This window comes from Solwaraspora sp. WMMD791 (genome assembly GCF_029581195.1).
Lineage (GTDB): Bacteria > Actinomycetota > Actinomycetes > Mycobacteriales > Micromonosporaceae > Micromonospora_E.
This window is the reverse complement of record NZ_CP120737.1, coordinates 6880354-6903151: the sequence shown is the minus strand read 5'-3', so window position 1 is coordinate 6903151 and position 22798 is coordinate 6880354. Positions and strand designations below refer to the sequence as shown.

Genomic DNA, 22798 nt, shown 5'->3' with positions numbered 1-22798 from the left:
CTCAGCAGCCCGCAGTGGGGCATGGGTGCGCGAATAGGCGTTGGCGAAGGCGGGACCGGGCGGTGCGCCCATAGGTGACCTGTGATGTCGACCGGCGCGGCCGTCCTCCTCACCAGAAGCGGCGGGTGGGCGGGGACCGTACGGGTGTCAGCGCCGTCAGCGGTCCGGTCGGAACAAGGTCACCTGCGCGGAAGAGTCCCGCACTAGGGGATTACAAATCCGGGCCATGGATTGGAAAGCCGCAGCTCAGGCTGTCTGTTCACGGACGCTTGCGGGCGGTCGGGGCGTCGAGGGCCACCGTCGAGGTGGCCTCGTTGACCGCATCGGCGTACGGGTCCGACAGCGCGCCGGACTCGATCGCGGCCCTCAGCCGGGCGACGGCGGCCGTACGCCGCTTGTAGAGGTTCCAACGCGGCTGGCCGGTCCGCTCGGCGTACGCGGTGAGACTGACCTCCTCCAGATAGGTCACGCCGATCAGTTCCGCCTCCTGCACGGTGATGACCCCGGCGGTGACCGCGCGGGCCAGGACGAGGTCCGGGTGCCCGTACGGGGCCGGCGGCGACACTGTCCCCGGGGCGTGGTTCGGCACCCCGGCCGAGGCGGGCTCCAGGTCGCGCAGCTCGGCGCGGGCCTTCGAAAACGCGGCGGACAGCAGGTTCCCGACCACGCCCGGCCGCGCCACGTCGACCGTGCCGAGAGCGCGGAGAAAGTGCTCCACGATGGCGGCCTGCACGTCACCGGTGAACAGCTTGGCCAGCAGGTACGCCTTGAACCGCAGGCCCGGCAACGCGACACCGACCGCACTGGCACGCCACGCCGAATCTCCCGTGCGGGCACGCTGCACCAGCAGACGCCACACCGCGTCCCGGGCGACGTAACTACAGGACGGGTGCATCAGGATCGCCGACAACTCGGGCAGCGCGATGGCCCGGCGGGGCAGACCCAGGCCGAGGCTGCCACCGTCTACGGACAACGGGCTCGGTCCCTGCCCCATCAGCCGGAACCGGCACTCGATGTCGTTGAGCAACGTCTCGCCGCGCCAGGAAACTGCCGGCGCGGTGACAGGGACAGGGGTACGAAGGTCCATGGTGGTGCTCCCTCGTGATGACCGTGGCCGTCCGGCGGGAGTACCGGTCGGCGCTGTGCCACCACGCCACCAGGGACTTTGCACAGATCATGGACACTGGTGACTTTGTTCAAGCGGTCTCGACACGTGTTCAACCTGAACACCGCCAGCCCTCCTCGATGCGCCTGGCGGCAGCCGACCGACACCCGGCTGAGGATGTTCAACCCGTGGTCGGGCTGTTCAACGCCCTCCACGCCGGCCGTCGCCGCTTCGAGGCAGCCGACTTGAACACGCCGCAACAGATCCACCTATACGGATGTAGCTGGAGGACCAGGCGAGGCCCCGAACTCGGCCCGAACTGATCGTGTTCAAGCCGAGGCGGTGAGCCCGGTCATGTTCAAGCAGACAAGGATCTTGTTCAATCCGGCCAGCGATCTTGTTCAACCGGTCGCGGCACCGTTGCGGTCACCTGCCCGACCGGGTGGCACAAGCGGAGCACATCAATGCCCCCTGTCGGCGTACGGCTTCGAGTGCAGAGCCGGGTATGCCACCGAGCACCCGGCAGCTATCGACATCTGCAAGTGCGGCTGTGGCTCACGGCCGAGATTGCTCCGCAAAGAGCAACTACAGTCAGTCATGTCGGCCAACCCGGCAGCGGGTCCGGATCTGTCGATGAGCGTGCATTCCCTTCCCCATTCGCCGGTAACGGCGATAGCGGCGGCAGCTATTGCAGTTGGATTGCGATATACATAAGCTGCATATCTTACTGCCGAAACGCGCGCGCCGGTAATCGCCGGGGCGTTCAGGAAAGTTGGAACCCCCACGCCCTCTGCTACGGATGCCACCTCGCTAAGAACTTTGCGACCACCGCCGTTACCTCACTTACATCCGACGCGAATGATGCAAAGGTATGTCCCGGGAGCAGAGCCTCAACTAGGCCACACATTGGCATCGTCAAGTTCGGCTGAAACCTTGGATCGTTCATTTCATAGTGAACGCATCGGTTTCGGATCCTCAGGCCTGCGGCCGAAGTGACTCGTTTGGCTGAATCGGTATCGAGTATTGTCCGTAGCTGAGTGATAGCTGGTGACACTAAGTCTGGATACAAGCCAGCGATCCGGCGAAGTGCCGTCAGACAATGGTACGCGGTTATCGTCTGCGCTCGAAACACTGCTCCCTGGTGCCTGTGGGCAGTAAGTGGCAGAACAAGTCTGGATGTATTGAGATCGCCTTCAATCAGAAGCAACAGCAGTTTCAACTCCAGCGAAAAAAGGGTCTCGAATCGGCCGGCAAGGTACTGATCCGCGAGGCAATCGCGTGTCCGGATCGTCAGACTTGAGAAGTCGATGGTGGCCTCGGGCCCGTCATTAATGAATGTGGCACCGCACATCGCGGCGACTGCGCCGCCCCATTCCCTTGAGACCTCAGCTAGTGCCTGGCCGGTCTTGCCGACAGCCTGGTCGCATGGATTTATCCCCAGCCGATACGAGGCTGGCACTGTAGCGCCTATGAGCGAGTCGCCAAGGAAGTACAGGCCCAGGTCCGACTCTGCCCAGCGGGCCCACCACTTGGCCTTACCGGTGAAGGCGTTTCGATGCATGACCAGTTCCTCGCGGAACTCCGCCAGCACATCGGGCATAGTTTTCTTGGTGTCGTCCAGGATCTTAGTCGTATGCCGGCTGCGGGCGGTGATCGCTGTGTATTGATTAGACAGTTGGGTAGCGAACTCCGGGATACCCACATAGCTGGAGGTGGAGCGGATCGCCGTCGCACCCTCGTGTGCGATGCGAACGAAGTGATGGCTTAAGAACAAGCCCACGTAGGCCGCGACGAGGTTATCTAAGGCTGTCGAACGGGCGAGGTCAGCTACCCATTTCCCGTCCTCGTGCATCAGCTTTCGCGCCGCCCAGCCGCGAAGCTCATTCATGTCGATTCCTCGCCCAGGGCGGATCGGGACATGGAGCGGAAAGGTTGTCCCCTGATCGTGGGGCAATTCAGTCATCGAGACTCCTAAATTCGGAACCATTTCACGCGGATAGCCCGTCCACCTTCAGGTCGATTGAGTCCGGCTAGTGTTCCTGTCGGTCCATGGTTTCAGATGCTGCCGATAATGTTCGGCGAGCGGAGGTCACCGCTACGCTTAGTCGAGCACCAGGATGAATGAGTTCCTGATTGCGAGACTATGGGCAGCAAAACTCCTATACCCCCTACGGGTCAATGTCATGAACCGCCTCCGCGGGTTCGTTCTTACCTCCCAGATTGGGCAGACTATCCGACTGCAGCGGCAACCGCTACCGAGTTCAAACTCACGAAGGTCGTAACGGGGCACTGGTCTGCCGCGTTGATGCTGCGTCGCCGTGCGCGGGATCGTCACTTTTCGTGCTGTCACGGGTGGCGGTCGGTTGCAGATACAACGCGTCGGGCACCTCAGCTAAATCGGGTTGGAGGAGCGCCGAGGCCGCCGTACCCTGCACGTCCATGACTACGGTTCCTGAGCGCGTAGCGGCCCCCGCCCGCTTGTTGCGTACGTGCCGTGACGTCTACCTGGCAGCGTGGGACGAGGGCCTGGCTGACGTGAGGCCTGGCTCGCAAGCTCACGCTCACTTCGGCACGGCGGAGACCGGACCGAACGGACCGTGGCCCGAGTGGCTGGCGCCGCAGACGCGGACGATGGCGGTCACCCTCGTTCGCCAGCAGGCGGACCTCTGCGTCTCGGTCGGGATCCTCATGGAGGCCGGCGAGATCTTCGAGTCGATCTACAGCCTCGCCCGCTCGGCGTTCGAGTTCGGCATGCGGGCGTTCTGGCTCCTTGAGCCCGAAGTCCCGTTGCGGCAGCGATGCGCCCGCGGGCGATTGATGGAACTCACCAGCTTGCACCACCTCAAAGACGCGGCACGATACCGACCGGACCAGGTTGCGGCGGCCGGCGACATCGCATCGCTGAAGGCGTCATGGCGGGTGCTGAAGAGGTCCGTACAAGGGCTGTTCGATGACGTCGACTTGGCCGAGGCCGGCAGTTGGAGCGTCGAGGGCGTGCGGTACGAGAGCTGGACGGAAGTCGCCGGCCGGTGGCTCGAACGGTCCGGCGCCTCCGTTGACGGGCGATGGCTCTACAAACACCTCTCGGTCCGCGCACACCCTCAAGGGCTCATCGCCACGCCCGGCTTAGGCGTTGGTGCCGAGGGCCAAACCATCCGATCGGTCAGCGCCGACGAGATCGGCCGGCTCGCCTTCGTGCTCCTGGTGCCGTTTTGGCTTTCGCTCAACACCATCACGAGCTACCACGGCCTCGCGTCGGGTGCCGTCGCCGCGCTGGAAGGCGAGCTACGCGAGCACTTCTCCAGCGCATTCGTCTAGGACGCTCGGCCGGCTCGCCAGGGTGCAGCGCATCGGTCATCCCGCCAGCGCGCGTAGCGAAAAGCGTTGACACACGAGCCGATAGCCTCGTTGGATGGCGAAGCATAAACCCGCACCCGACTCGATCTCCATCCGGCTGTCCGACAGCCGAGGCCTGGACGCGACGAACGAGACGCCCGGTCCGGCCGAACGCGGGAAGTTGGAGCTGGTCGAGGTGCTGCAACCGCGGCGCTTCGACGCATGCCCGATCTGCGGTGACCCGGCAGCGACGGAAGCCGAGCACGTGCCGCCCGGCAGTATCGGGGGCAAGGTGATGACCTGGACGTGCAAGCGGTGCAACAACAACTTCGGCAGCAAGGTCGAGGTGGACCTGCTCGACTGGTACGAGGGCGCGGTGACGACGTGGTTCGCCTCGGAGACCGTACGCGGTAAGCGTAAGACCGGCCGGCTGCTGGTGCGCCGGACCGACAACGACGAGTTTGTGCTCCTGCCAGCTGGCAAGTCGGACGAGATCTACGCCGAGATCCTGGCCGCTGGTGACGTCGAAATGCAGTACGACGTTCCGGAGCACAAGCGGTGGTCAATTGCCCTGCTCAAGTGCGTCTACCTCGCCCTCTGCATCAAGTTCGATGTCATCCAAGGCCCGCGGGCTGACCAGGTGCGCGCCGACCTGCTGGCAGCCCGTGACGCGCCCAGCCGGGCCGACGTAACGCCGAGCGAGATCGCCCGGCGCCTCCACGTCCTGCGCGGATTCGGACCGGAGCCGTTGACCTCGGCCCCGGTCGTCACCGCCGTCGTGCACGGGCCGGAAGGCCCGCTGGAGGGTGTGCTGCTCGCCGGGCGACTGTTTGTTTCCTGGTCGCCGGTCAGCGAGGACCAGGCGGCCACGCCTGGTGAGATCGGCAGGCGCGTTATGACCATGCGGGTCGGGACACCGATGTCGGGTGTCGTAACGGCCGTTACCCCGAAGCCTCGCACTTCGACAGGCTGATCTCGGCCCCCTCATCGGCGCACTCGTTTGCCGCAGAGCATGGGTGGCGCTCGAACAGGGGCCACAGAGCGTGTCGGCGTACAGGTGGCGCGTGTCGTCCAATCACGCCGATGAGAGTCCATCCGGCGGAGCGTGGGGTGCGGCAACGATGCGAATCAGGCGCTCAGCAGGCGTAGAAGGAGTAGCTGTAGGGGCGGCCTCGGTCGCAGATGGCACGCAGTCGGGGCCGCCTGAAGTCGGGGAGCCTGGCCAGGACGCGGAGGAAGATTTGTCCGTCCGGCTCGAACCGGTGACCCGGAAACAGTGCCGGCAGCGCCTCCGGCGGGATCGGGACCGATCGCCCGACCGGTTTCGGGGGTCGGTGGAAGGCGATGTGCCGCCAGGCGTCCCAGGCCAGCGGAACAGGCTTCACGGTGGAGCTACCGGCCACGGTTCGCCGGTTTGCGGATGTTCCGGGATGAGGGCGAAGTCGCCAGCGGCATCCGGAAGGCCGGGCCCAGCCAGGACCAGGGTGCGCCCCGGCTCTGTGCCGACCGGGCCGACGAGACGGTCGAGAACGGGCTGTGGTCCGGCCCTCACCCGCGATAGACCAACGGCCGATCTGCTGACCGCGACACGCCCGGGATCTACCCAGAGAACAATAATGAAGATCAACTAAAGTGCTGGTGCTAACGTAGTGCCCGTCGGTCAAGCGGCACGAAGGAGTGCGCGGTGGATCAGCCTGTCAGCACGTGGGCTCGTCAGCGATTCGGTGAGCGGGCGGCGCACGTGCGCGCGGCTGTGGTGGACGCCCTGCACGCAGCGCTCGCGGACGCTCAGGACGCGCAGAAGGTCTCCAAGAGCAGGTTGCTGTTCACTTTCGGCGTCACGCAGGCCGCCCGCCGGTACGAGTGCATCGTGGACGCGTTGAAACAGATGGACGGTGCCGAGGTCGTCAAGCCCAAGGGCTCGCCGCACGAGCTGGTCCTGCTGGAGGGCAACTTGATCTACCCTTTCCGGTATGCGAAGGCCGACAACGTGCCGATCCAGCGCGCCCGGGTCAGCGATCGGAAGATCAGCGGGTTGATCGCGGAGCTGTTCGAGCGGTTCGGTCCCGAGCTGACCCAGGCCAGCCTGTTCGACCAGGACGGCGACGAGTCTGAGCAGTCGGAGCGTCAACTGGCCCTGACCCGGGTGCCCGAGGGCACGAAGCTGGTCCTCATCTCCTACGCGAGCAACGACCGCGCCGGTGTCCTCAACGCCTGGTGGGGCGAGGGTGAGCTGGGCGACCGCGGGTACGTGCGGTGGCTGCCCGGACACTACGAGCAGCTGCCGCTCAACGCGACGGACGCAGGCGGCGCCGCGGGTCGCGGCTACGGCCCGACGGGACCGCTCGGTCCGGTTCCCGGCCCGCGCCTCACCGGCCCCGTCGGCGCACCGGCCACCGGCCCCCGGTTCGATGATGGCGACATGCCCTCGGTGCCGCTGTCGGCCCGCGCGCCGGTCGAGCAGAAGAACAGCGAGATGTACCCACCTGTCACGGAGCGAGCGCCAGAGACGCCGAAGGCCGATGAGAAGGACCGGTAACCAGCTCTCCCTGCTTCCCAGCGGGAAAACGGACGTCGACCCGGCCCCGGGCGCGGTAGCGCGGGTTTTCGATGCGGCGCGGCTGACGCAGGCGCGGCACTTGGCGGGCAAGACGAAGAAGGAGATCGCCGAGGCCATCCGGGTGACCCCGGCTGCGGTGGGGCAGTACGAGTCGGGGATGACCAAGCCCCGGCCGGAGCTGATCCCGCTCCTGGCGGACACGCTGGGGGTACCGATCACGTTCTTCGTGTCCGGGCGTCCGCACGCCCGTCTGGACGCCTCCGGCGCGCACTTCCGCAGCCTGCGCTCGGCCCGTGCCTGGCAGCGGGACAAGGCGGTCGCGCACGTCAAGCAGGTGTGGGAGTTGACGTTGGCCCTGGAGAAGCGGGTCCAGTTGCCTCCGGTTGACCTGCCGGGCTTCGCCGGCGGAGAGATGCACTCAGGCGTGGACCTGCCCCGCTCCCCGGTGGAGGCGGCTCGTGCGCTGCGTGCGTACTGGCGGCTGGGCACCGGCCCGATCCCGCACCTGGTCCGGCACCTGGAGACGCACGGCATCGTGGTCGATGCCCCGTCGGGCGACCGCGCCGACCGCGAGGTGGACGCGTTCTCCATCTCCTACCTGCGCCCGATCATGGTGCTCACCGCGAACCGCACCGACGACGTGTACCGGTACCGGTTCACTGCCGCGCACGAGCTGGGGCACCTGGTCCTGCACGGCGACACCGCACCCGGCGACACGCAGCACGAGCGCGAGGCGGACGCGTTCGCTGCGGAGTTCCTAACCCCGCGCGACAGCGTCATGCCCGAGCTGCCCGCCCGGGTGGACCTGCGCCGGCTTGCCGACCTGCAACGCGTGTGGGGCGTGTCCGTCGATTCGCTGCTCTACCGATGCAGGGAGGTAGGGCTGCTGTCGGATCAGGCGGCCGCCCGCGCCTGGCGCAACCTCGCCCAGCTGCGCAGCCAGCCGGGCTTCGTCACCGAGTCGGTGAGCCGGTACCCCGGCGAGCAGCCGGTCATGTTGCGCCAAGCGTTCGAGCTCGCCGCCGCGCAGACCGGGCTGACGTTGCCCACGCTCGCGCACGAGCTGGGCTGGTCGGTGTCGCGGACCCGCGACCTGCTGAACCTGGAGGAGCAGCGGCCTGTGCTGCGGCTGGTGCCATAGGAGGCCAAAACCCCGACGGCATACCTACTCAACAGGGCAGAGGCGGATCGGGATCTTCACCGAGCCCTTCGAGCCGCGCGGGTCGCGGCGCGGGGTGGGTGTTGCGCTCGCAGACGCATTCGCGCAGGACACGGAGTTCCGGTTACTCATCGTGAGTATGGGACATGCGTCGCCGGGGCGACCGGCACCGCAAGGTCCTTCAGCGCCACTCGCCCAAGCCACTGCTCTGCACGGAAACCCGTCGCCGACACCCTCTGACCTGCATGTTCAACCACCGATGACCTTGGTCAACCCTCGGCGTCGGGCATGGCGCCAAGGTCGGCGCGCGGCGGGACTTCCAATCCGAGGTCCGGATTTGTAATCCCCTAGTGTCAGCGCTCGTCGGCGGACGTGGCCCACACGCCCATGCCGAAGCCCCACGCCACCGCCCCCGGTAACCGGCCTCAGCCGGTACCAGTCGGTCTGCTCCTACCGCCTACCCACATCCGGCGTGTCCTCGGCCGGCATATGCCGAGGGACTGGCACGGACTTCCTCTGAACCACCTCGCCTACCTCATCCGCCGCTACACCAACGTCGACGACGCTGTGCTCGACCTCGACGCGCACCCCGCCACCCTCGCCGCGACCATGTATCTGCGTCGAGTGCCGGCCCGGCTGTCCACCGCTCGCCACGGCCCGGCCGTGCGGCTCCTCACGTCCGAGCGTCGGGCAGCACGACAGCCTGGCACCGGCGTCGACCTGATCCTGGCGAGCCTGCCCGAAGGAGCACAGCCCCTCACCCGGGACGACGCGGCCACAGCCATGATCACCTGGCGGCCCCTGCTACGCCCCGGCGGCTTCCTGGTCGTCGGACTCCCGCCCCGACAGCATCAGCCGGGCGAGCTCAGCCGCCGCGCCACGGTCATCGCCGCTGCCCGCGCGGCCGGGCTCTTCTACCACCAGAACATCCCCGCTGTCCTCGTCCCGCTGCCCGAGCACGAGCCACGCACCGCCCCCGCACATCCGGACGGGGCCGACGACAGGCGAGCTCTGCTTGCCGGCCGGCACCTTCCGGTCGTTCGGGACCTTGTCGTGTTCGGGACCACCGCCACCGGTGAGGAGTACGCCCGTGTCTGAGCCTCGTCCGCCGTTTCGGACCACCGGTTCCCCTGACTCCGAATCTCCGTACCTCGACGGGTCCGACCTGGCGGCACTGCTTGCCGAGGGCTACCTCGGCTCCGTCTGGCTCACCGGCCAACACCCGTCCCGCGACCTGCGACGCGGTCGATACACCCCGGAGTCGATGAAGCACCCCGGCAAGATGCTGCCGACCATCCCCAGGTACGCCATCCGCACCTACACCAACCCTGGCGACGTCGTGCTCGACCCCATGGCCGGCATTGGCACCACCGTCATCGAAGCTATGCACCTCGGCCGACACGGCGTCGGCATCGAGTACGAAGCCGAATGGGTCGCCAAGGCTGCGGACAACATTCGCCACGCCGTCCAAGCCGGAGCACCAGGCCGGGGCGAGATCTTCCACGGCGACTCCACCGCCCTGCCAGCTCTACTGCCCGCGGGCCTGCACGGACAGGTCTCCCTGGTGATCACCTCACCGCCGTACGGATCGTCCACCCACGGCCACGTCCGCACCCCCGGCCCGAGACGCGGCAAAGTCCGCAAGCTCAACCACAAGTACGGAGCCGGGGACAACCTCGCCTACCGCAGCCACGGCCAACTCGCCGACGGATTCACCGCGATCCTCACCGGCTCCCGCCAGCTCCTACGGCCCGGCGGACACGTCATCGTCACCGCCCGCCCCTACCGCCGCCACGGCGAACTCATCGACATCCCCGGCATGGTCACCGCCGCCGGCATCAACGCCGGCCTCGAACTCGTCGAGGAATGCATCGCCCTCATCTGCGGCATCCGCGACGGCCTAATCATCCCCCGGGCCTCCTTCTTCCAGCAGAAGAACATCCGCGACGCCATCGCCACCGGCGACCCGCAATGGCTCGTCCAGCACGAAGACGTTGTGGTCCTCCGAGCCCCACTGAGCGGCGTCCCAGCCTCGTCACCAGTCTCGGACAGGCAGACCTCGTGAGCGTCGAACCGACCGACACGCAACTTCTCTACACCGCAGAACAGGCCGCCGTCCTCCTCCAGGTCAATCCGTCGTGGCTCCGCAAGAAGGCCACCGCCCGAACCATCCCGTGCACCTTCATCGGCAAACACCTGCGATTCTCCCCCACCGACCTGAAAACGATCATCGCGGCAGGCGCGCAAACCCCCACTGAACAGCAGAAACACTGATCGTCCATCCACCCCCGACGGCAGTGCTTGACCCGCCCTGACACGGGGAGCGTTCATGGTGGTCCGGCCCCGATCACGGCCGGACCACCATCCCAGCAACCAGGAAGGCACCAACATGGCCTGGGTCGAAAAGCGCGGCGACATGTGGCGCGTCAGGTTCCGCAACCCCGACGGCAGCGTCGCCACAGACAGCACCCACCCCACCAAGACGGCCGCCAGCACCCGCGCGAACGCGATCGAAACCGACCAACAGCGCGACGTGTTCATCAACCCGGAACACGGCAGGATCACCCTCGCCGAATGGGTCGAGCAGTGGCTCGACGCCCACGACGTCGGAGCCTCCACCTTCGAGCGCTACCGCTCACACCTCGACATCCACATCCTGCCCCGCTTCGGCGACACCCCCCTCAACGGCATCACCCGAATGGCCGTCAAACGGTGGATCAAAGACCTCAACCGGCGACGCGCCGACTCCACCGTGGCCAGCATCCTCAGCCTGCTCTCCATGATCATGGGAGAAGCCGTCGAGGAACGCCGCATCACCATGAACCCCTGCCGCCGGCTCCGCAACACCTCCGCACACCGCCCCGAACGGCCCTGGGCCAACCCCACACAGGTCAACGCGATCGCCAGCCGGGTCACCACACCCAACCGCATCATGATCATCACAGCGGCCTACACCGGGATGCGCTGGGGCGAACTCGCAGGCCTACGCCGACCCAACTGCAAACTCGGCGACGGCCGCATCCTCATCGACCCCGACGAAGGCGCGCTGCACGAGGTCGGCGGCCACCTCACCCTCGGACCACCGAAGACCCCGGCAGCCGTACGCGACATCCTCCTGCCACCGTTCCTCGTCGAACTACTACGCACCCACCTCGACAGCCATGACCACGACCACGTCTTCACCGGCCGCGACGGCGGCCTACACCGCCGCTCCAGCTTCCACCGCCGCCACTGGCGACCCGCCACCGACGGCGACCCCACCAACGGCATCCCCGCCATCATCCGAGGACTCCACTTCCACGACCTACGGCACAGCCACAAGACCTGGCTCATCGAAGACGACGTACCCGAGGTCGCCCAAGCCAAGCGACTCGGCCACCGCCTCCCCGGCATCCGGGGCATCTACAGCCACGTCAGCCCTACCGTCGAGCAGCGGCTCGCCGACAGACTGCAGGCACGGTGGGAGCGGACACCCCGACCCTGGGGTGACAACACTTCGCACTAGGAAGTGCTCACCGTGGAGCAGGACAGTCGGTTAACGGAAGCTGTCACCCCCAGGGAGCGGACCCGCTCCCCCTGCGCTCCCCCGGTAAGGGCCGCGACAGCAGTAGGCCCGTTACCGGATGTCCGGCAACGGGCCACGTGACGTGCTCGTACAGCTGGTGGGCGATACTGGGTTTGAACCAGTGACCTCTTCCGTGTCAAGGAAGCGCGCTCCCACTGCGCCAATCGCCCTCGTTGTTGACGAGGTGGAGACGGGATTTGAACCCGTGTACACGGCTTTGCAGGCCGTTGCCTCGCCTCTCGGCCACTCCACCGAGGTTGCCCCCGACGTGTCGTGGTGGCATCTCCGAGCGGACGACGGGACTCGAACCCGCGACCCTCACCTTGGCAAGGTGATGCGCTACCAACTGCGCTACGTCCGCATATGCTCGGCTTTCCCGCCCCGCTGGGGCGCTCCTGCCGACGAATGAGAACTCTAGCCGAGCCGTCGCGCGGTTGCCAACTCGGGGTCACCTCGGCGCGCCCGATGCCGATGTGCTGGACAAACTTCCCATCGCGGCACGGACGGGCTCCCGCTCGGACCCCGTCACGCGAGGCGAGTTCGGGTTAGCCGATCTCCGCCCCGACGTGAGTCAGGAAATTGACTGGTAACTCATCGTATCGATGATAGTGCGTTACCGTGTTCGCCGTGACAAGACGTTCGGCCGAGATACGCCTTGACTCGCTGCTGCGGACCGCCTGCGAGGTGATCGTGCAACGCGGGCTGGCAAACACCCGTACCGCTGATGTCGCCGAAGCGGCGGGGGTCAGTCAGGCGCTGGTGTTCTACCATTTCTCGACCAAGGACCGGCTGCTGGCCGAGGCGTTCGCGTACGCCGCCGAGCAGGATCTGGCCAGACTCGACGCCGTCGTGCGGTCGACCGCCGGGCCACTGGAGAAGATCAAGAAGATCATTCGGTTGTACGCGCCGACCGGCCGCGCCAAGTCGTGGGCACTCTGGATCGACGGCTGGTCCGAATCGATGCGTACCCCCGCACTGAACCGGGTGTGCCGCAATCTCGACCTGCGGTGGAAGGAGGCACTGACCGGAGTGATCGCCACCGGCTGCGCCGACGGCACCTTCACCTGCCCGGATCCCAAGGGCGCGGCGTGGCGGATCAACGCGCTGATCGACGGACTCGCGGTGCAGGCGACGATGCACGACCGGGTCGTCTCCCGGCGACAGCTCACCGAGTGGATCCGGTTGGCCGTCGCCCGGGAGATCGGCTGCACACCGAACGAACTGGCGTGACCATCGCATCGATCGAAGCGGTTCAATCAACGTCGGGCAGCGACTCACTCGGCGGCGGTGAGCAGCGCGACGACGTCCGGGCGCCGCAGGGTCCCGTCGACCACGTACACCCGGTGCCGTCGGGCGAGCTGCCCGCCGGCCGGCACCGGCACCGGGGTGTCGAACGCCAACGCCGCGCAGACCCCCGGGTAACCGCTGGCCCGCACGAACCAGTGGTCGCCGTCGCCGAGGCCGGTGAAGACCACCGTGTACGGCGACCCGTCGGCACCCTGACTGGTCAGCGCGACCCACGGCGCGGTGCTGCCGTTGACCGCCTCCTCACCGTCGGCGTCGACGGTGAACACGGTGGGCGTGCCGGGGGCCAGCCGCCAGAAGAAGCCGCCGTACCCGGCTCCGCCGGGGCGTCCGTTGGTCGCTGGGCTGCCAAGGACGATCTCCCGGTCGGCGGGGGCGGTCAAGGAGTACCCGATCTCGAAGCGCCAGGCGGTGGCGTGCCCGGCGACCTCGCCGACGGTGACCGTCCGGTCCTCGGTCAGCAGGGTGGCGCCCGCCGGATCGCACCACCGTAGCCGCTGCCGGAACCCGTCCGGGGCACGGTCGAGCCAGCTGTCGTGGACGATCCGACCGTGGTCGTCGCGCCAGGTGTAGCCGGCGTCGCGGACGTAGGTCCGGCCACCCCAGAGATTGGTCCCGGAGACGTCCTGCATCGTGACGGAGACACCGAGGTGCCAGCGGTGGTCCTCCGGCAGGGTGTCGGTCACCGGCACGCCGGCGAGGGTACGCACGGGATGCAGGTACGGCCGGGGCGAGTACCGGGGGTCGACGTCGGGGTGGACCACGTACTCGGCGACAGGGCGTCCCGCCACCCGCAGCATCAGGTTGTCGGTCATCGGGCTCCTTCCGTACTCCTTTCCCACCATCGGGAAAGCGCTTGCCGATTGTGCCAGGTCGACCGCCCGACGGTGGGCGGCGACCGACGCCGGCACCGCTGCCCCGCAGCGATCGGCGGCACGGATAATCGACCGCAGGCGGTGACATGTCACACAGCGTCAGTGGACCGCCGTCGAGGGGAGACCAGGTGCCGGGACCAGCTATCAGCATCCGGGACGTCGCCTCCCGCGCCGGCGTCTCCGTCGGCACCGTGTCGAACGTGCTCAACCGGCCGGACATCGTCGCCGCTGGCACCCGCTCGCGGGTGCTCGCCGCCATCAGCGAACTCGGCTTCGTCCCGAACGACGCGGCCCGGCAGTTGCGCCGGGGCCGGGGACGCACCCTGGGCCTGGTGGTCCTCGACGTGGCGAACCCGTTCTTCACCGACGTGGCCCGGGGCGTCGAGGAGGCCACCAGCACCGCCGGGATGCCGGTGATCTTCTGCAACAGCGACGGCGACGCCACCAGGGAGAACGCCTACCTCGACCTGCTCGAGGAGCAACGGGTGCAGGGTGTCCTGATCACCCCGGTCGACGACGCCAGCGAACGCCTGCTGCAGCTGCGGGAACGCGGCGTACTGGTGGTGCTGCTGGACCGCCGCTCCCGCCGGCCGGACCTGTGCTCGGTGTCGGTCAACGACCGGCTCGGCGGCGAACTGGCGGTGCGGCACCTGATCGACGCCGGCCACCGGCGGATCGCCTTCGTCGGTGGGCCGACCCACCTGGAGCAGGTCCGGGACCGGTACGCCGGAGCGGCGGCGGCGCTCGTCGACGCCGGGCTCAGCGAGCGGGCGCTGCGCCGGTTCGACACGCCGAGCCTGACGGTGTCCGCCGGGCGCGACGCCGCCGCCCGGGTGCTCGGGGTGCCCCGCAGCTCCCGGGTGACCGCCGTCTTCTGCGCCAACGACCTGCTCGCGCTCGGCGTTCTGCAGGGGCTGACCCGCCAGCAGGTCCGGGTCCCCGAGGACATCGCTCTGGTCGGCTACGACGACATCGACTTCGCCGCGGCCGCCGCGGTGCCGCTGTCATCGGTACGTCAGCCCCGGCAGCGCCTCGGCCACACCGCCGCGACGCTGCTGCTCGACGAGGCGACCAATCCCGGCACCCACCGCCATGAACAGGTGGTCTTCGACCCGGAGCTGGTCGTGCGGGAGTCCAGCCAGGACGTCCGGCCGCCACGTCCGGCGTTCTGAGCCCTCGGGCCATCGACGGTCCGACCTTGACAGCCGTATCGGCGCGCTCATATGTTTGGACCACTATTGAAACGGTTCATATGGAGGCGACGTGCGGCGTTACTGCTTCCTGCTGAGGGTCCGCCCCGACCGGATCGACGAATACCGGGCCCGACACACCGCAGTCTGGCCACAGCTGCTGCGCGCGCTGCGCGACGCCGGCTGGCACGACTACTCCCTCTTCCTGCACCCGGACGGCCTGCTGGTCGGCCACGTCCGCGCCACCGACCTCGCCTCGGCCCAGGCCGCGATGGCCGCGACCGAGGTCAACGCCCGGTGGCAGGCCGAGATGGCGCCGTACTTCACCGACCTCGACGGCCGCCGGCCCGACGAGGGCTTCGTCCTGCTCGACGAGATCTTCAACCTTGACGACCAGCTCGCCGCGACCGGCGACGCGTGACCTGGGACGGCGGGGCAGCAGATGCCTGACGTGACCGCACGAATCAAAGCCGTACTGCGCACGCAGCGGATCGAGGTGCCGTCCTGGGCGTACGGCAACTCCGGCACCCGGTTCAAGGTCTTCACCCAGCCCGGGGTGCCCCGCACCCCGCAGGAGAAGATCGCCGACGCCGCCCAGGTGCACGCGGTCACCGGCATCGCCCCGATCGTGTCGCTGCACATCCCATGGGACCGGGTCGAGGACTACCGGCAGCTCGCCCGGTACGCCGTCGACCTCGGCGTACGGATCGGCACCATCAACGCGAACGTCTTCTCCGACGACGACTACCGCCTCGGCAGCGTCACCAACCCGGACCCGCGCGTCCGCCGCAAGGCCGTGGCGCACCTGCTGGACTGCGTCGACGTGATGGACGCCACCGGATCGACGGATCTGAAGCTGTGGTTCGCCGACGGCACCAACTACCCCGGCCAGGACAGCATCCGGGCCCGGCAGGACCGGCTGGCCGAGGCCCTGGACACCACGTACGCCCGGCTCGGGGCGCAGCAGCGGCTGCTGCTGGAGTACAAGCTGTTCGAGCCGGCGTTCTACACCACCGACGTGCCTGACTGGGGTACGGCGTACGCGCACTGTCTGCGGCTGGGCGAGCGGGCGCAGGTGGTCATCGACACCGGGCACCACGCCCCGGGCACCAACATCGAGTTCATCGTGGCGTTCCTGCTGCGGGCCGGCCGGCTCGGCGCGTTCGACTTCAACTCCCGCTTCTACGCCGACGACGACCTGATGGCCGGTGCCGCCGACCCGTTCCAGCTGTTCCGGATCATGTTCGAGATCGTCGCCGCCGACGCGCTGGACCCGGCGGCCGGCATCAACTTCATGCTCGACCAGTGCCACAACATCGAGCCGAAGATCCCCGGCCAGATCCGGTCGGTGCTCAACGTGCAGGAGGCCACCGCCAAGGCGCTGCTGGTCGACGCCGAGGCCCTGGCCGACGCGCAGGCCGCCGGCGACGTGCTGGGCGCCAACGCCGTACTGATGGACGCCTTCCACACCGACGTCCGCCCGATGCTGCGCGAGCTGCGGACCGAGCAGGGCCTCGACCCGGACCCGATGGCGGCCTACGCCCGCAGCGGCTACGCGCAGCGCATCGTCGCCGAACGTCGCGGCGGGCAGCAGGCCGGCTGGGGAGCCTGACCCGGCCGGCGCTCCGTCGAGGATTGCGCTGGGCACTGGCGGGTAGGTCGGCACGTGCCCGACGACCGCACCCGGCCCGCCCAGCGCATCAGCCGCGAGAGCTGGACGCGGCTGGTACGCGACGGCTGGACGCGGCTGACCCGCAATTGCCGCGCACGGTTGCGGCACCTGCGCGGCAACATGATCATCCCGGTGCAGGCCGGCGTCGCGGCCGCGCTCGCCTGGCTGCTCGCCGACGACGTACTGCGCAACCCGGACCCGGTGTTCGCCCCGGCGATCGCGGTCGGCACCATCGTGTCGGCCCTGGGCAACCGACTCCGCCGTACCCTGGAGACCGTCATCGGGGTGGCCGTCGGCATCGGCGCCGGTGACGTCCTGATCGCCGTGGTCGGCAGCGGCCCGTGGCAGACCGGGATGATCGTGGCCATCGCCGTGGCGCTGGCGCTGCTGCTGCGCGGCGGCAGCACCCTGCTGGTGCAGGCCGGCGGCACGGCGGTGCTGATCGCCACGCTGGCCCCGGCGAACCCGGACATCGTCGTACCCCGATTCGTCAACGCGGTGGTCGGCGGTCTGGTCGGGCTCGCCGTGGTGCTGGTGCTGCTGCCGCTCAACCCGCTGCGGCTGGTGCAGCGTGCGGTCGGACCGGCGCTTGATCGGCTGGCCACGCTGCTGGACGACGCCGCGGCGGCGCTGACCGCTGGCGACGCCGCCCAGGCTCAGCGGGCGCTGGACCGGGTACGGGACTTCGACGAACGCCTGGCCACGCTGCAGGACGCACTCGCGGCGGCGAACGAGGTGGTGACGTTGGCGCCGCAGCGGTGGTCGAACCGGCACGTGCTGGCCGAGCTGACCAGCAGCGGCGAACACCTGGAACGCGCAACCCGCAACTGCCGGGCGATGCTGCGCCGGATCGTCTCGGTGCTCGAGGACGACGAACCGGTGCCTGGCCAGCTGCCGACCGCGGTCCGCCAGCTCGGCGAGGCGCTGCGCACGATGCGCCAGGAACTCGACCGGGGGCGGGAGTTCCACCGGACCCGGGAGCAGGCGCTCGGGGCGGTCGACCAGTCCGGGTCGGCGTACGCCGAAGGGCTCGGCTACTCCGGCAACGTGGTGGTGGCGCAGGTCCGTACGGCCGGCAGCGACCTGCTGCGGGCTACCGGGATCGGGCGGCGGGCCGCGAACCGGATGGTCCGCCGCGCCGCCGGGCACAGCCGACCACCGTCACCGCCACCGGCTCCGCCCCGGCCGTGACCGGCCCCAGCCGGTGGCCGACGACGGTGCCGCCGCCGACCGCCACACATCAGCCGCCGACCGCCACCCGTCACCCGACGGCCCCGGCACGGCCCCGGTGGCGGGCAGCGGGCCGTCCGGGTCCGCTGTCGAGCGCAGCAGCCGGGCCCGGACCCGCATCAGCAGGCCGAAACCGACGAAGACCATCGCGCCACCGGCGATGAACCAGGCCACCGGGATCCCCGAGGTGTCACCTGCGGGAATCGCGTCGACCGGCTGCGGACCCCCACCACCGGTCCCGGCCGGGGCGTCGGCGATGACCGCCGGGTCGTCGACGACCGGCGGCACCGACTCGGTCGGCTCCGGGTCGGACCCGCCGGGTTCGGTGACCACCGGCAGGGTGACGGCGGTGTCGGCGAGCAGGTTGACGTCCTCGTCGTAGGCCTCGGCGGTGAGGGTCACCCGACCTTCGGCGTCGTCGGTGAAGCTGAACTGGTACTGCGCCGTGACGGTCCGGTCCTGGCAGAGAGTGCCCGGGTCGAGTGCGACGTCGGTGAGGCGGGCGGTGTCGTCGTCGATCTGCACGTCGACGGCGAACGCCTGGCCCTGTTCCACCCGGGCGGCCCGGATCTGGTCGAACTCGACGCCGTCGACACGCAGCAGCAGCGACCACCGGACCTTCTCGCAGTCCCCGCCAAGGTCCCGGCTGACCACCACCGTCATGCCCACCGGACCTTCACCGGCGACGGCCTCGTCGGGCAACTCGGTGATCTGGGCCTGGTATCCGCCCTGCGCCGCCGCCGGTGTGGCGCTGAACAGCAGTCCGGCAACTCCGGCCAGCCCGACCGCGACTCCGGTCGCGATTCGCCCCACCGAGCCCACCACCTTCATCCCTTGTCCCACCGATCATGTCCACCGGCCACGGTACGTGCGTGCCGGCTGGTGGGACAGGGCCCAACTTGTCACCCAGCGCAAAGTAAAACGGGCGAATTAACCACCCGTGGTGAACCGGTGACCCCGAGCCAAGGTTGGCGACGGTCGGTCGACCCGGCACAATCCGCAGACGTGTCTGCCGACCCGTCGGACTTCGTCCGCGCCCACACCCGACTCGCCCCGGTGGCCCACGTACCCGAACTACGGCTGCATCAGGCGGCCGAGCCGATCGGGCTGTGGGAGCTGACCGAGGGCGAGTTCCGCAGCGAACAACCGCCACCGTTCTGGGCGTTCGCCTGGGCCGGCGGTCAGGCGCTCGCCCGGTACCTGCTGGACCGGCCGGAGACCGTCGCCGGGCTACGGGTGCTGGACCTGGCCACCGGTTCCGGGCTGGTGGCCGTCGCGGCGGCCCGGGCCGGCGCGGCCGTGGTCCGCGCGGTGGATCTGGACCCGGTCGCGGGCGCCGCCAGCCGACTCAACGCCGCCGCCAACGACGTACGGCTGGACGTCACCGTCGGTGACCTGCTCGACGGTGACCACGGTGACGCCGAGGTGGTGCTCGCCGGTGACGTCTTCTACAGCGAGGCGATGGCGGCGCGGGTGCTGCGGTTCCTGCTGACCGCCGCCGCCGACGGGGCCCGGGTGCTGGTCGGCGACCCGGACCGGGCGTTCCTGCCCCGGGAGCGGTTCACTGAGCTCGGCAGCTACCAGGTGCCGGTGCCCCCGGCGCTGGAGAGCGTCCGGGTGCGGCACACCCGGGTCTGGCAGCTACGCCCGCCGGTACGCCGACCGGCCCGGACGCTAGCGTGACCGGGTGCTGTTCCGTAACTGGGAAAGGGTCGACGACCGGTGGCCGCCGGTGGCCCGGGTCACCGACCACGTCGGTGCCGACCATCTGCTGGTGACCCGGCACGCCCTGGTCCGGCAGGTGTTGACCGACCCGGACACGTACCGGCCGGACAACGCCCTGGACGCGGTCACCCCGATCCCCGTCGCGGCGCTGCGGATCCTCGCCTCGTACGGCTTCCGACTGCCGCCGACGCTGGCGAACAACGGCACCTCGTCCCACCCGGCGATCCGGGCAGCGGTGGCCGAGGTGCTGCACCCGACGCGGGTCACCGCCCAGGTCGACTGGTTGACCGCGCTGGTCCGCGACCGGGTGGCGGCGCTGGACGCCGCGTTGGCCGCCGGCCGGCCGGTCGATCTGTACGCCGACCTCGCCGCCGACCTGCCGCTGCTGGTCCTGGCGAGGCTGGTCCAGCTGCCGCCAGCGGCCACGGCGACGGTCAAACGGTTCGCCCGCGCCGCGCTGGAACTGTTCTGGGCCCCGGTGGACGCCGACCGGCAGATCGAACTGGCACACACGGTCGGGCGGTTCCACACCGTGCTGCGTGACTTCGCGGTCACCGGCGACGGTTTGGCCGCGACGCTGCGCGCGGGCGGGCAGCCGCCGGACACCGTCGTCGGGGCGCTGTTCTTCCTGCTGGTCGCCGGGCAGGAGACCACCTCGCAGTTCCTGACCCTGCTGCTGCACCGGCTGGTCGGCGAGCCGACGGTGCTCGCCGGGCTGCGCGACGGGTCGGTCCGGGTCGACGACGTGGTGGAGGAAGGGCTACGGCTGGTGCCACCGATCGTCACCTGGCGGCGTCGGGCGGCGGTGGACACCACGTTGGCCGACGTACCGGTGCCGGCCGGCGCGAGCGTGGTGCTCTGGCTCGCCGCCGCCGGCCGCGATCCGGCGCTGGTGTCCGGGACCGACCAGTTCGTGCCGGGTCAGCGGGGGTCCCGTCGGCATCTGGCCTTCGGCGCCGGGGCCCACCGGTGTGTCGGGGCGCAGCTGGCCCGGATGGAGACGGCGGTGGTGGTCGAGCAGGCGCTGCCGCTGCTGGTCGGCGCCGACGTGGTCCGGGCACCGTGGTCGCCGGACAACCTGTCGTTCCGGATGCCCGACGCCTTGCTGATCCGCCGGCCGGCGACGACCGGCGGATCAGTTGACAGGGCAGACCGGCTGACGGGGCGGATCAGCTGACGGGGCGGATCAGCTGACGGGGCGGATCAGCTGACGTCGTCGGCCCAGGCCCGCCAGTCGTCCAGGACGCCGTAGAGCGCCGGCGTCAGCCAGCCCGACGCGGAGCGGCGGAACACCCCCGGCTCCATGCCGCCGGCACCGTCGGGGACCGCCCCGACCATGGTCGGCACCAGCTCGCTGAGGTTGGCCCAGTGCACCAGCTCCGGCTCGGCCGGCCAGGCACCGAGGACCACCCCGGCCGGGATCGCCCGGCGCTCCAGCGCCTCGAGCGTCAGCGCGGTGTGGTTGAGCGTGCCGAGCCCGGCCCGGGCCACCACCACGGCCGGCGCGCCCAGCGACACCGCCAGGTCCGCCACCGTCCAGGGCTCGCCGGAGGGTCGCAGCCCCATCGGCACCAGCAGCCCGCCCGCCCCCTCGACGAGCACCAGGTCGTGTTTGTCGGCCTCCGCGCGTACCGCGTCGACGGCGGCGTACAGCTCCAGCGGTTCGGCGCCGGCGACCCGGGCGGCGGCCAGTGGCGCCAGCGGCTCCGGATAGCTGGCGAGGGTACGCACGGTCGCCGGATCGGCGAGGCGGGCCACGACGTCGGCGTCCGGCTGCTCACCGGTCGCCGTACCGGTCTGGCCGGGTTTGACCATCGCCACCCGCAACCCGGCGGCCTGCGCCGCGACCGCGATCGCCGAGGTCACCACGGTCTTGCCGACACCGGTGTCGGTGCCGGTGACCACGACCGGCCCCCGCCAGCCGGTCACGGCGCGCACTTCACGATCACGTCCAGCGCGTGGTCGAAGTCGGCCCGGGGCACCCCGACGTTGACGGTGATCCGCAGCCGGGCCCGCTGGTCCGGGGTGGACGGTGGACGGAAACAGCCGACCGCCACCCCCTTGTCGTGACAGGCCCGCGCCCAGGCCACCGCGGCCTGCGGGTCGGGCGCGCCGACCGAGACCACCCCGGCGGCCGGTGGGCCGCCGACGGTCAACCCGGCGGCGGTGAACCGGCGTACCGCCGCTGACACCCGGTCGGCCAGCTCGGTGCGCAGCCGCTCGCCGGCGCGGGCGTGCCGCAGCGCCACCAGCGCCCCGGCGGCCACCGCCGGCGGCAGCGCGGTGTCGAAGATGAACGTCCGTCCGGTGTCGACCACGTGCCGGATCAGCGGCTCCGGGCCGGCCAGCACTCCCCCGGCACCGCCGAGCGCCTTGGACAGGGTCGCGGTGACCAGGACGTCGGGCGCACCGGTGAGCCCGGCGGCCGCGACACCGCCGGCACCGTCGGGCCCGATCACTCCGAGGGCGTGCGCGTCGTCGACCAGCAGCAGGGCCGCGTGCCGGCGGGTGACCGCGTGCAGGGCGGCCAACGGTGCCAGGTCACCGTCGACGGAGAAGACCGACTCGGTGACGACCACGGCCGGCCGGCCGGGGTAGGTGGCGAGCAGGTCGTCCACCGCGGCTGGATCGGCGTGCCCGACGACCTCGGTCTGCGCGCCGGTGAGGCGGCAACCGTCGATCAGCGAGGCGTGGTTGTGCGCGTCGGACACCAGCAGGGTACGCGGCTGCGTCACCGCCCGGACCGCGCCGAGGTTCCCCAGGTAGCCGGAGGAGAAGACCAGGCTGCGTTCAGTGCCGAGCCAGTCGGCGAGGCCGGTCTCCAGGGCGGTGTGCGCGTCGGTGGAGCCACGTACCAGCCGGGAGCCGGTCGCGCCCAGCCCGTACCGGTGCAGCGCGGTGGCCGCCGCCGCGACCACCTCGGGGTGCGTGGTGAGGCCGAGGTAGTCGTTGCCGGCCAGATCGACCTGCCCGTCGCCGGCCGACCGGGGGCGCAGTTCCCGGGTCAGCCCGGCCGTGGCCCGCAGGGCGGCACGCCGCCGCAGGCCGTCCCACCAGTCCGCCACGGCTCCCCCTC

At 69.7% G+C, this 22798-nt stretch carries 21 protein-coding genes and 3 tRNA genes; 15 read left to right on the top strand and 9 right to left on the bottom strand.

The window, feature by feature from the left end:
* Positions 1-259: 259 nt before the first annotated feature.
* Entirely contained in the window at positions 260-1087 is an 828-nt protein-coding gene (locus O7623_RS31180; protein ID WP_282226489.1) for a hypothetical protein, read from the bottom strand.
* Positions 1088-1898: 811 nt separating this feature from the next.
* Complete coding sequence (locus O7623_RS31175) at positions 1899-2993, bottom strand: hypothetical protein (protein WP_282226488.1); 1095 nt, start codon at positions 2991-2993, stop codon at positions 1899-1901.
* 743 nt (positions 2994-3736) lie between these two features.
* On the opposite strand from O7623_RS31175, the gene O7623_RS31170 reads away from it, so the two are divergent.
* The 8 genes from O7623_RS31170 (at position 3737) to O7623_RS31135 (ending at position 11665) form a co-directional block, all read left to right on the top strand.
* Positions 3737-4423: a hypothetical protein gene (locus tag O7623_RS31170; protein WP_282226487.1), complete on the top strand. Its 687-nt coding sequence runs from the start codon at positions 3737-3739 to the stop codon at positions 4421-4423.
* A 199-nt stretch (positions 4424-4622) separates the two neighbouring features.
* Positions 4623-5414: an HNH endonuclease gene (locus tag O7623_RS31165; RefSeq protein ID WP_282226486.1), complete on the top strand. Its 792-nt coding sequence runs from the start codon at positions 4623-4625 to the stop codon at positions 5412-5414.
* Between the two features lie 711 nt (positions 5415-6125).
* Positions 6126-6980 (top strand): hypothetical protein, encoded by an 855-nt coding sequence (locus O7623_RS31160; protein WP_282226485.1) that lies wholly within the window; start codon positions 6126-6128, stop codon positions 6978-6980.
* Positions 6964-8142, top strand: a complete 1179-nt coding sequence (locus tag O7623_RS31155) for an XRE family transcriptional regulator (RefSeq protein ID WP_282226484.1) — start codon at positions 6964-6966, stop codon at positions 8140-8142. The genes O7623_RS31160 and O7623_RS31155 overlap by 17 nt, the downstream gene beginning before the upstream one ends.
* Positions 8143-8547: 405 nt before the next feature.
* Positions 8548-9258: a hypothetical protein gene (locus tag O7623_RS31150; RefSeq protein ID WP_348775118.1), complete on the top strand. Its 711-nt coding sequence runs from the start codon at positions 8548-8550 to the stop codon at positions 9256-9258.
* Between the two features lie 67 nt (positions 9259-9325).
* A complete protein-coding gene (locus tag O7623_RS31145) occupies positions 9326-10225 on the top strand; it encodes a DNA methyltransferase (protein WP_348775181.1) in 900 nt (299 codons plus the stop codon).
* Positions 10222-10434 carry a helix-turn-helix domain-containing protein gene (locus O7623_RS31140; protein WP_282226481.1) on the top strand — a complete coding sequence of 71 codons (213 nt, stop codon included), beginning with the start codon at positions 10222-10224 and terminating at the stop codon, positions 10432-10434. Before O7623_RS31145 ends, O7623_RS31140 begins: the two co-directional genes overlap by 4 nt.
* Positions 10435-10549: 115 nt before the next feature.
* A complete protein-coding gene (locus tag O7623_RS31135) occupies positions 10550-11665 on the top strand; it encodes a site-specific integrase (RefSeq protein WP_282226480.1) in 1116 nt (371 codons plus the stop codon).
* A 155-nt stretch (positions 11666-11820) separates the two neighbouring features.
* Here O7623_RS31135 and O7623_RS31130 read toward each other — a convergent pair.
* The 3 genes from O7623_RS31130 to O7623_RS31120 all read right to left on the bottom strand — a co-directional run bounded on the left by O7623_RS31130 (position 11821) and on the right by O7623_RS31120 (position 12086).
* Positions 11821-11895, bottom strand: a tRNA-Val gene (locus O7623_RS31130).
* A gap of 12 nt (positions 11896-11907) precedes the next feature.
* A tRNA-Cys gene (locus O7623_RS31125) sits at positions 11908-11978 on the bottom strand.
* A gap of 35 nt (positions 11979-12013) precedes the next feature.
* Positions 12014-12086 (bottom strand) — tRNA-Gly (locus O7623_RS31120).
* Positions 12087-12352: 266 nt separating this feature from the next.
* Between O7623_RS31120 and O7623_RS31115 the strand changes: the two genes are divergently transcribed.
* Positions 12353-12955 (top strand): TetR/AcrR family transcriptional regulator, encoded by a 603-nt coding sequence (locus O7623_RS31115; protein ID WP_282226479.1) that lies wholly within the window; start codon positions 12353-12355, stop codon positions 12953-12955.
* 44 nt (positions 12956-12999) lie between these two features.
* On the opposite strand, the gene O7623_RS31110 is transcribed toward O7623_RS31115, so the two are convergent.
* Positions 13000-13845, bottom strand: coding sequence for a PmoA family protein (locus O7623_RS31110; RefSeq protein ID WP_282226478.1), 846 nt, complete (start codon positions 13843-13845; stop codon positions 13000-13002).
* Between the two features lie 188 nt (positions 13846-14033).
* Between O7623_RS31110 and O7623_RS31105 the strand changes: the two genes are divergently transcribed.
* The 4 genes from O7623_RS31105 (at position 14034) to O7623_RS31090 (ending at position 17958) form a co-directional block, all read left to right on the top strand.
* A complete protein-coding gene (locus O7623_RS31105) occupies positions 14034-15077 on the top strand; it encodes a substrate-binding domain-containing protein (RefSeq protein ID WP_282226477.1) in 1044 nt (347 codons plus the stop codon).
* A 91-nt stretch (positions 15078-15168) separates the two neighbouring features.
* Complete coding sequence (locus O7623_RS31100; protein WP_282226476.1) at positions 15169-15516, top strand: L-rhamnose mutarotase; 348 nt, start codon at positions 15169-15171, stop codon at positions 15514-15516.
* A 21-nt stretch (positions 15517-15537) separates the two neighbouring features.
* Positions 15538-16707 (top strand): L-rhamnose isomerase, encoded by a 1170-nt coding sequence (rhaI, locus tag O7623_RS31095; RefSeq protein ID WP_282226475.1) that lies wholly within the window; start codon positions 15538-15540, stop codon positions 16705-16707.
* Between the two features lie 54 nt (positions 16708-16761).
* A complete protein-coding gene (locus O7623_RS31090; protein ID WP_282226474.1) occupies positions 16762-17958 on the top strand; it encodes an FUSC family protein in 1197 nt (398 codons plus the stop codon).
* On the opposite strand, the gene O7623_RS31085 is transcribed toward O7623_RS31090, so the two are convergent.
* Entirely contained in the window at positions 17929-18810 is an 882-nt protein-coding gene (locus tag O7623_RS31085) for a hypothetical protein (RefSeq protein WP_282226473.1), read from the bottom strand. The genes O7623_RS31090 and O7623_RS31085 overlap by 30 nt on opposite strands.
* Before the next feature lie 192 nt (positions 18811-19002).
* On the opposite strand from O7623_RS31085, the gene O7623_RS31080 reads away from it, so the two are divergent.
* Positions 19003-19680, top strand: a complete 678-nt coding sequence (locus tag O7623_RS31080; protein WP_282226472.1) for a 50S ribosomal protein L11 methyltransferase — start codon at positions 19003-19005, stop codon at positions 19678-19680.
* Between the two features lie 4 nt (positions 19681-19684).
* On the top strand, positions 19685-20899 hold the full coding sequence (locus O7623_RS31075; protein ID WP_282226471.1) for a cytochrome P450: 1215 nt from the start codon (positions 19685-19687) through the stop codon (positions 20897-20899).
* 26 nt (positions 20900-20925) lie between these two features.
* On the opposite strand, the gene bioD is transcribed toward O7623_RS31075, so the two are convergent.
* Both bioD and O7623_RS31065 read right to left on the bottom strand, forming a co-directional pair.
* A complete protein-coding gene (gene bioD, locus O7623_RS31070) occupies positions 20926-21660 on the bottom strand; it encodes a dethiobiotin synthase (RefSeq protein WP_282226470.1) in 735 nt (244 codons plus the stop codon).
* Positions 21648-22787, bottom strand: coding sequence for an 8-amino-7-oxononanoate synthase (locus tag O7623_RS31065; protein ID WP_282226469.1), 1140 nt, complete (start codon positions 22785-22787; stop codon positions 21648-21650). Before O7623_RS31065 ends, bioD begins: the two co-directional genes overlap by 13 nt.
* Positions 22788-22798 lie beyond the last annotated feature (11 nt).

Excerpts from the sequence above, each read along its gene's own strand:
- O7623_RS31150 (WP_348775118.1), top strand. The coding sequence starts at position 8,548 with ATGCCGAAGCCCCACGCCACCGCCCCCGGTAACCGGCCTCAGCCGGTA.
- O7623_RS31175 (WP_282226488.1), bottom strand. The coding sequence starts at position 2,993 with ATGAATGAGCTTCGCGGCTGGGCGGCGCGAAAGCTGATGCACGAGGAC.
- O7623_RS31135 (WP_282226480.1), top strand. The coding sequence starts at position 10,550 with ATGGCCTGGGTCGAAAAGCGCGGCGACATGTGGCGCGTCAGGTTCCGC.
- O7623_RS31155 (WP_282226484.1), top strand. The coding sequence starts at position 6,964 with ATGAGAAGGACCGGTAACCAGCTCTCCCTGCTTCCCAGCGGGAAAACG.
- O7623_RS31170 (WP_282226487.1), top strand. The coding sequence starts at position 3,737 with ATGGCGGTCACCCTCGTTCGCCAGCAGGCGGACCTCTGCGTCTCGGTC.
- O7623_RS31180 (WP_282226489.1), bottom strand. The coding sequence starts at position 1,087 with ATGGACCTTCGTACCCCTGTCCCTGTCACCGCGCCGGCAGTTTCCTGG.
- rhaI (WP_282226475.1), top strand. The coding sequence starts at position 15,538 with ATGCCTGACGTGACCGCACGAATCAAAGCCGTACTGCGCACGCAGCGG.
- O7623_RS31110 (WP_282226478.1), bottom strand. The coding sequence starts at position 13,845 with ATGACCGACAACCTGATGCTGCGGGTGGCGGGACGCCCTGTCGCCGAG.